Annotated in this window: 11 protein-coding genes; 9 read left to right on the forward strand and 2 right to left on the reverse strand. The window is 49.6% G+C overall.

From position 1 onward, the window contains the following. From prmB to ACI955_RS17040, 5 genes are all read left to right on the forward strand, one after another. A partial coding sequence (gene prmB, locus ACI955_RS17020) for a 50S ribosomal protein L3 N(5)-glutamine methyltransferase (RefSeq protein WP_415244942.1) occupies positions 1-816 on the forward strand: 816 nt, incomplete at its 5' end. 77 nt (positions 817-893) lie between these two features. After that, entirely contained in the window at positions 894-1,994 is a 1,101-nt protein-coding gene (aroC, locus tag ACI955_RS17025) for a chorismate synthase (RefSeq protein ID WP_415244943.1), read from the forward strand. 6 nt (positions 1,995-2,000) lie between these two features. Then, the gene (locus tag ACI955_RS17030) at positions 2,001-3,161 is read left to right on the forward strand and encodes an MFS transporter (protein WP_415244944.1); all 1,161 of its coding nucleotides are present in this window, start codon (positions 2,001-2,003) and stop codon (positions 3,159-3,161) included. A 76-nt stretch (positions 3,162-3,237) separates the two neighbouring features. Beyond that, positions 3,238-3,669, forward strand: a complete 432-nt coding sequence (locus tag ACI955_RS17035; RefSeq protein ID WP_415244945.1) for a hypothetical protein — start codon at positions 3,238-3,240, stop codon at positions 3,667-3,669. Positions 3,670-3,714: 45 nt separating this feature from the next. After that, positions 3,715-3,927 (forward strand): hypothetical protein, encoded by a 213-nt coding sequence (locus tag ACI955_RS17040; protein ID WP_415244946.1) that lies wholly within the window; start codon positions 3,715-3,717, stop codon positions 3,925-3,927. Between the two features lie 11 nt (positions 3,928-3,938). On the opposite strand, the gene ACI955_RS17045 is transcribed toward ACI955_RS17040, so the two are convergent. Beyond that, complete coding sequence (locus ACI955_RS17045) at positions 3,939-4,454, reverse strand: glycine cleavage system protein R (RefSeq protein ID WP_415244947.1); 516 nt, start codon at positions 4,452-4,454, stop codon at positions 3,939-3,941. A gap of 88 nt (positions 4,455-4,542) precedes the next feature. Between ACI955_RS17045 and ACI955_RS17050 the strand changes: the two genes are divergently transcribed. From ACI955_RS17050 to tusA, 4 genes are all read left to right on the forward strand, one after another. Further along, a complete protein-coding gene (locus ACI955_RS17050; RefSeq protein WP_415244948.1) occupies positions 4,543-4,854 on the forward strand; it encodes an MTH1187 family thiamine-binding protein in 312 nt (103 codons plus the stop codon). 29 nt (positions 4,855-4,883) lie between these two features. Further along, positions 4,884-5,708: a class I SAM-dependent methyltransferase gene (locus tag ACI955_RS17055; protein ID WP_415244949.1), complete on the forward strand. Its 825-nt coding sequence runs from the start codon at positions 4,884-4,886 to the stop codon at positions 5,706-5,708. Next, the gene (locus ACI955_RS17060) at positions 5,701-5,919 is read left to right on the forward strand and encodes a YheU family protein (protein WP_415244950.1); all 219 of its coding nucleotides are present in this window, start codon (positions 5,701-5,703) and stop codon (positions 5,917-5,919) included. Before ACI955_RS17055 ends, ACI955_RS17060 begins: the two co-directional genes overlap by 8 nt. Positions 5,920-5,987: 68 nt before the next feature. Next, a complete protein-coding gene (gene tusA / locus ACI955_RS17065) occupies positions 5,988-6,221 on the forward strand; it encodes a sulfurtransferase TusA (protein WP_415244951.1) in 234 nt (77 codons plus the stop codon). Between the two features lie 25 nt (positions 6,222-6,246). Here the strand turns inward: tusA and ACI955_RS17070 are convergent. Next, positions 6,247-6,825, reverse strand: a 579-nt coding sequence (locus tag ACI955_RS17070; protein WP_415244952.1) for a hypothetical protein, incomplete at its 5' end; no start/stop codon positions are given.

Below are 6,825 nucleotides of genomic sequence, written 5' to 3' on the forward strand. Positions count from 1 at the left end.
GGCACTGACAATGCGTACGACGAAGCGCGGATTTTGGTTTCGCATGTTTTAAGTTTATCTTTTGATTTTTCACCCGACTTATTAGACGCGCGTTTAACGATGGCTGAGCGCGAAGCGATCTTGACGCTGCTTCAGCGCCGCATTGATCAGCGTGTTCCTGCAGCGTATCTGAGTCGAGAAGCTTGGTTTGCGGGGCTATCTTTTTATGTGGACGAGCGAGTGCTGGTGCCACGCTCGCCAATAGCCGAGCTAATCGCGCAGGATTTCGAGCCGTGGTTGTCGGGTATTTACCCTCAACGTATTCTTGACCTCTGTTCGGGAAGCGGTTGTATCGGCATTGCCTGCGCCTATCAGTTTGAAGATGCCAGTGTCGATCTTACAGATATTTCACTGGATGCCATTAATGTTGCCGACATAAATATTGCTCGCCATAACCTATTTGGGCGAGTGCGGGCGGTGCAGTCTGATGTCTTTGAATGTTTGGCGGGTGAGCGTTACGATCTTATTGTGAGTAATCCACCGTATGTCGATTCCGCAGATTTAGCAGCTATGCCCGCTGAATATCATCGCGAGCCCGCCCTAGGTTTGGCGTCTGGTCCTGATGGTTTGGATATCACGCGGCAAATTCTGCGTCACGCCGCAGATCACCTGACCACGGGGGGCGTCTTGGTCGTTGAAGTCGGTAATAGCTGCACAGCATTAGACGCGGCATTCCCAGTAGTGCCATTTATGTGGCTTGAGTTTGAGTGCGGCGGGCATGGAATTTTTGTTATGACTCGTGAACAATTGCTTGAATATGCTGACAGTTTCGCGTGAGTTTCTGACTGTTTCTGTGGTTTGCCGTATAATATTTCATTAGTTTAGTGTCATTTAAAGTAGCGTCAGGAAATTTCATGTCAGGTAACAGCATAGGTAAACTATTTACAGTCACCACTTTCGGTGAGAGCCATGGCCTCGCCTTGGGCGCCATTATTGATGGCTGTCCGCCGGGTATAGAAATTTCTGAACAGGACTTGCAGCTGGACTTGGACCGCCGCAAACCCGGCACGTCGCGCTACACAACTCAACGCCGCGAAGCGGATGTGGTAAAAATACTGTCGGGTGTGTTCGAAGGGAAAACTACCGGCACGTCTATTGGTCTATTAATAGAAAATACCGATCAGCGCTCCAAAGATTACGGCAAAATCAAAGACCGTTTTCGTCCGATGCACGCCGATTACACGTACCAGCAAAAATATGGCACCCGCGATTATCGCGGCGGTGGTCGCTCTTCCGCGCGTGAAACTGCGATGCGGGTAGCGGCCGGCGCGGTAGCTAAAAAATATTTGCAGGTGTGCTGCGGTATCGAGGTGCGTGGCTATCTTTCCCAGCTCGGCCCGATCGGGATAAACGATGTTGATTGGAGTGTGGTGGAAACCAATCCCTTTTTCTGTCCAGATGCCAGTAAAGTTTCTGAGATGGAAGAATACATGAAGAAATTGCGTAAATCCGGTGATTCTGTAGGGGCGAAATTGACGGTTGTGGCCACCGGTATGCCGGTGGGTTTAGGCGAACCGGTCTTCGATCGCTTAGATGCGGATATTGCCCATGCCTTAATGGGCATAAACGCGGTAAAAGGGGTGGAAATTGGTGCCGGTTTTGATTGCGTAGACGCGCTTGGAAGTATCCATCGTGATGAAATGACCCCCGAGGGTTTCACCTCTAATAATGCTGGTGGTGTTCTCGGTGGCATATCCAGCGGACAAGACTTGATTGCTCACTTAGCTTTAAAACCGACATCGAGCATCGTGCTGCCAGGAAAATCGGTCGACATGGACGGCAAGGCAGTTGAGGTCATTACCACGGGTCGTCACGACCCCTGTGTTGGCATTCGCGCGGTCCCTATTGCTGAGGCGATGGTCGCGATTGTGCTAATGGATCATCTACTGCGAAATCGCGCACAAAACACTGATGTGCACTCGACCACGCCTGTCATTCCTGCCGCCACCTCGTAAGCTGTCATGGCAGCTTCAGTGCCGTATTGGCGCCTATCGGGTTTCTATTTTTGCTATTTTGCATTATTGGGAACTTGGGCTCCGTACTGGGCTTTATACCTCAAGTCCCTTGGTTTCAGTTCAGAAGACATTGGCATCCTGTCTGCGCTGGTCATGGCCACGAAGGTGGTTGCGCCAAATCTCTGGGGTTGGTTGGCGGATACTTACGGCTATCGCAGCCGCATAATCCGCTACGGTGCTTTTTTAGCCATAGTGGCTTTCAGTGGCGTGTATCTGCGGTCGGATTTTTGGTGGTTGGCGGCTGTTGTGGTCGCCTATAGTTTTTTTTGGAATGCAGTATTAGCCCAATTTGACGTAGTCACCCTATCGCATTTAGTCGGGCGTTACGGACGTTACAGTCTAATTCGAGTGTGGGGCTCTGTTGGTTTTATCGCCGCGGTTCTGGCTGTTGGTTGGTGGTTAGACCGATACCCAATAGTTCATTTGCTCTATATTATTACCGTGTTGCTCACCAGTATTTGGTTAGCTAGTTTGCTGGTTTCTGAAAAACCGGTGGCCAAGAGCGATATCCATCAGCGCCAACCCTTAGGGCAAATTCTGAGTCATCCAGCGGTACTGGCTTTTTTTGCGGTCAGTTTCTTCTTGCAGCTTTCACACGGCCCTTACTATACATTTTTCAGTATTTATCTTGAGGCGCAGTCCTATTCCAAGGCCTCAATTGGTGTTTTTTGGTCACTAGGTGTGGTCGCAGAAGTGCTGCTTTTTCTGGGGATGCACCGAGTTTTAGCGGCGTATAGCTTAAGGCGTATTGTGCTGTGGAGTTTAGCGCTGTCGTGTTTGCGCTGGTTGCTGATTGCCTATTTTGTCGAATATCCAGCGGTGTTATTTTTTGCCCAATGTTTACATGCAGCTAGCTTTGGCAGCTATCACGCTGCCGGTATCGAGATAATCAGGCAGTCGTTCGCTGGGCATCAGGGGCAGGGCATGGCCTTGTATAGTGGTGTAAGTTTCGGCTTAGGCGGCGCAGCTGGTGCGGTATTAAGTGGTTGGGCCTGGGACTTTAGCAGCGTCTTTTGTTTCATCATGGCTGCGGTTGCCGCAGCAATCGGATTTGCGATAGCCTGGCGTCATCTGCATTTGCCAGCAAACGAAGAGGCGAGGGCTTAGGCCGTGGCTGGAAATAGCTGGCCGAGGGCCAATAGCTTTTGTAGACTCACGCAGACTTGATAATTTAGGCATAGCTATGGCGCAGGAATCGGTAGTTTACGGTTGTATTACAGATATGTTGTTTGCTCGTAGCAAGGCAGATGTAACTGACCGGCGCGACAATAATCAGCTGGTCACTGCGTCACTACCCGCATCTGAAGGCTGGCCTTTGCTGTGTCGAGAAATGTTTTCTGCACCTCGTCCGGCTATTGATTTTGGCGATTGCCAAACCGATGTGATTCACTTTGGTAGCTCATATAAGGCTGTTGAACATGAATGGGATGAATGGCTAAAGCAGTTTGAAAAAATGCTCCATAAAATGTATTGGGTTACCGCAACCGTACATTTGCAAACAGCGTATAACGGAACTCACACATTTATTTGGCAGGCAGAAGATGAATGTCACGTCCCGGGTCAGGGCGGCGGTAAGCTACGCTGCGAGTGGGTGCGGGAAAACACCTTAGGGTGAAGCCGGTTAGGTACTTTAAACGCAAGAAAAAACGGTGAAGTCTACGTGGTAAATAAGTATATAAAGGCTTATAAGCGCTACCGAACGCCGGTGCTGGCAGTGGTGGCAACAGTGATATTGGTGTGGTCAGCGGTGTGGAGTTTCGACGTGCCGTGGCAGGACATTGCGGAGTATTTGTTACTTTGTGTGTTGGGCGTCGGGTTTATAGCGCTACTAGCAGCAGCGCTGGTGTTTACTGTTAATAAGCTGCGTGGCTAAACAGCGTTGCGCTAGCTTAAAATAATATCAACGCTAAGTTGTTCTGCGATGGTATCTAGGCTGTCCTCAAGTTCGTCAATATTGCATCCCATAGGTATCTCGGCAACGACATGAGCTTCAAATAGGGCATCGCCACTCATGGGCGCGCTAGTGATATTAGAACTCATTTCTATAACATTAATTTGCTGTTGTTTTAAGGCGCGACTGACTTCTCTAACAATGCCTGTACGGTCGTTGCCAAGAATGTGCAGTTTGCAAATTTTCGGCGTCGATTCAGCTGATTTAAGCTGGCCGGGCTGAATGTTAATGGTTAGGCCTTCAATGTTAAGGCTTAACAGGGCGTTACTAAGTTCGTCGACTTCGCTTTCAGGAACCGTAACACGTGCGATACCTGCAAATTGGCCGGCGAGTTGGGTCATGCGACTTTCTAGCCAGTTCCCCTGGTGGTCGGCGACAATGTCAGCGAGCCGTTCAACTAGCCCAGGGCGGTCTAGTCCTAAGAAAGTAAAGACAAGAGAGTTGTTCACGGCGGCATCCTTTTATATATTGCTAGCGTTAGATTATAGACTGAGCATACTACGAGTGTAATAGGGCGAACAGCCTTGGAGGTGTGACATGAAAGTGATTGTGGATTTTTGCATAACACCCTTAAATGTAGAGGTGTCTTTGACGCCATATATCGCGGAGTGTCAAATAATCATTGCCGATATGGGCTTGTCACATCAACTGCATGCCTATGGTACCAATATAGAAGGCGAGTGGGAGACGGTCATGGAGGCGGTCAAGCGCTGCCACGTGCGCCTGCATGAAATGGGCGCGCCGCGACTGTCGAGTCAGCTAAAAATTGGTACTAGGTCTGACCGTAAACAAACTATGGCCGATAAGGTCGAACATGTGCGGGTATTTATGGCCGAGCAGTCGAAGTAATAACTGGCAATAACACCGAGGGAATAAAAATGAAATTACGTGCTGTGCCAGTCTTGGCCTTGTCATTATTTTGCGGGGTCGCCTTCGCCGCGCCGGCGGTGACTGATTTGATGTGGGCAGAAGTGCTAGATGCAGATCATAGAAGTGAGCAAAATCGCGCTCGCGATGTCTATCGTCACCCGCTGCAGACACTGATTTTTTTTGGCGTTCAACCCTGCGATACCGTGGTGGAACTGTGGCCCGGCGGTGGCGGCTGGTATACGGAAGTGCTTGCTCCCATCGTGAAGGATTGTGGCAAGCTCTATACTGCTCAGTTTGCCAAAGACAGTGGTGTTAAGTATTACGTCAATGCTCGATCTCGTTTCGAGGAAAAGCTTGCTGCACGGCCGGACGTCTATGGCAATGTGGCGATTACCACGATGCAAGCACCAATGCATACGGATATCGCGCCCGCGGCCACAGCTGATAAAGTGCTCACCTTTCGCAATGTCCATAATTGGTTAAAAGCGGGTGTTGCTGAGGATGTTTTTGCTGCGGCTTATAAGGCTTTAAAACCCGGCGGTATTTTGGGAGTTGTTGAGCATCGGGCTGACGCTGACGCGTCATTAGAGACGATGATTGAAAGCGGTTATGTGTCAGAGCAGCAGACCATTGCGCTGGCGGAATCTGCTGGATTTTTATTGTTAGATAGCAGTGAAATCAACGCGAATAGCAAAGATAACCACCATCATCCCAAAGGGGTTTGGACCCTGCCGCCGAGCTTGCGTTTAGGTGATGTGCAACGTGAAGTATATTTGGCAATTGGGGAGAGTGACCGGATGACATTTAAGTTTGGAAAGCCCGTTCATGAATGAGTATGTGGAAGTTCCCTGGCAAAAACTCAGCCCTGACGCGCTTCAGGGCATGCTGGAAGAAATGGTGACTCGTGACGGAACCGATTACGGTGAAAACGAAGTGAGTCTAGAAGAAAAAATCAGTCAGCTGCGGCGCGCCTTAGAAAGTAATAAGGCCGCTATTGTATTCACTCCTGAGACTGAAAGCTGGACGGTGATTGCAAAGGCCTAATGTCGCTTTAGTGCGGCAGTTTAGATATTACGCAGCAATGCAGATGCTTAGAATTTGGAGCAGTTAGTTTGGCAATAGTGACAGATCACACTCTAGATACTTGCGGACTTTTTTGTCCGGAACCGGTCATGATGTTGCACAATAAAATACGCGATATCTCCCCCGGCGATGTCCTAGAGATTGTTGCCACTGATCCGGCAACAACGCGGGATATTCCCAAGTTTTGCACTTTTCTCGGCCACGAATTATTGGCTCAGGAAGACAGTGCGGGGAAATACCGCTACTTCGTCAAAAAGGTCTAATCGCGTCCGCGTTAAGTGTTTCTTTCTAGGTTAATAACTGGCTTAGGGCTCGCGTCGCAATGTGGCCGCCCGCTTTAATTTGGTTGGCAATATGGTATTGAAAGAAGTATCTGAAATTGGCTTGTTGTTGAGCGGCGTATAGGCATTTGTCGTTGGCTAATATCGGCGAATGGGACGCGAGACTTAAATCAGCAATCATGGCCTGGAGTTTGCCGTCATTGTGGAGTCGCCAGCTAATCACCGGTTCTAGTATGAATTGCTGGTCATCGCTGAGCAGCGCGGCATGACTGCCGATAAGGTCCGGTATTTCTTGAACAATAGCTTCGCTAGCGCTTTGCGGGTACTGGCTCATGGCGTCTAGTGCGGCAATATGGTGCGGCGGTGTGTCGTTAAAGTGTCGGCTACTGCGGGGATCATAATAGCCCTGGGCTAATCCGGATTCGGGATCTTTGAGGTCAATACAGCGATGAACGCGATTGAGCCAAGGTAGCACCGCAACATTTTGGCCATTGGCCAAGCGTGCCCATCCCAGAATTTTTATTGCGTAGAGTTTTTCACGAGTCAGCGCATGGTGCGCGTATAGCAGACAAAGACCCTCGTATTC

The sequence above is a fragment of the Zhongshania sp. genome, from assembly GCF_047636175.1.
Classification (GTDB): Bacteria; Pseudomonadota; Gammaproteobacteria; order Pseudomonadales; family Spongiibacteraceae; genus Spongiibacter.

Excerpts from the sequence above, each read along its gene's own strand:
- aroC (WP_415244943.1), top strand. The coding sequence starts at position 894 with ATGTCAGGTAACAGCATAGGTAAACTATTTACAGTCACCACTTTCGGT.
- ACI955_RS17030 (WP_415244944.1), top strand. The coding sequence starts at position 2,001 with ATGGCAGCTTCAGTGCCGTATTGGCGCCTATCGGGTTTCTATTTTTGC.
- ACI955_RS17035 (WP_415244945.1), top strand. The coding sequence starts at position 3,238 with ATGGCGCAGGAATCGGTAGTTTACGGTTGTATTACAGATATGTTGTTT.
- ACI955_RS17050 (WP_415244948.1), top strand. The coding sequence starts at position 4,543 with ATGAAAGTGATTGTGGATTTTTGCATAACACCCTTAAATGTAGAGGTG.
- ACI955_RS17055 (WP_415244949.1), top strand. The coding sequence starts at position 4,884 with ATGAAATTACGTGCTGTGCCAGTCTTGGCCTTGTCATTATTTTGCGGG.
- ACI955_RS17060 (WP_415244950.1), top strand. The coding sequence starts at position 5,701 with ATGAATGAGTATGTGGAAGTTCCCTGGCAAAAACTCAGCCCTGACGCG.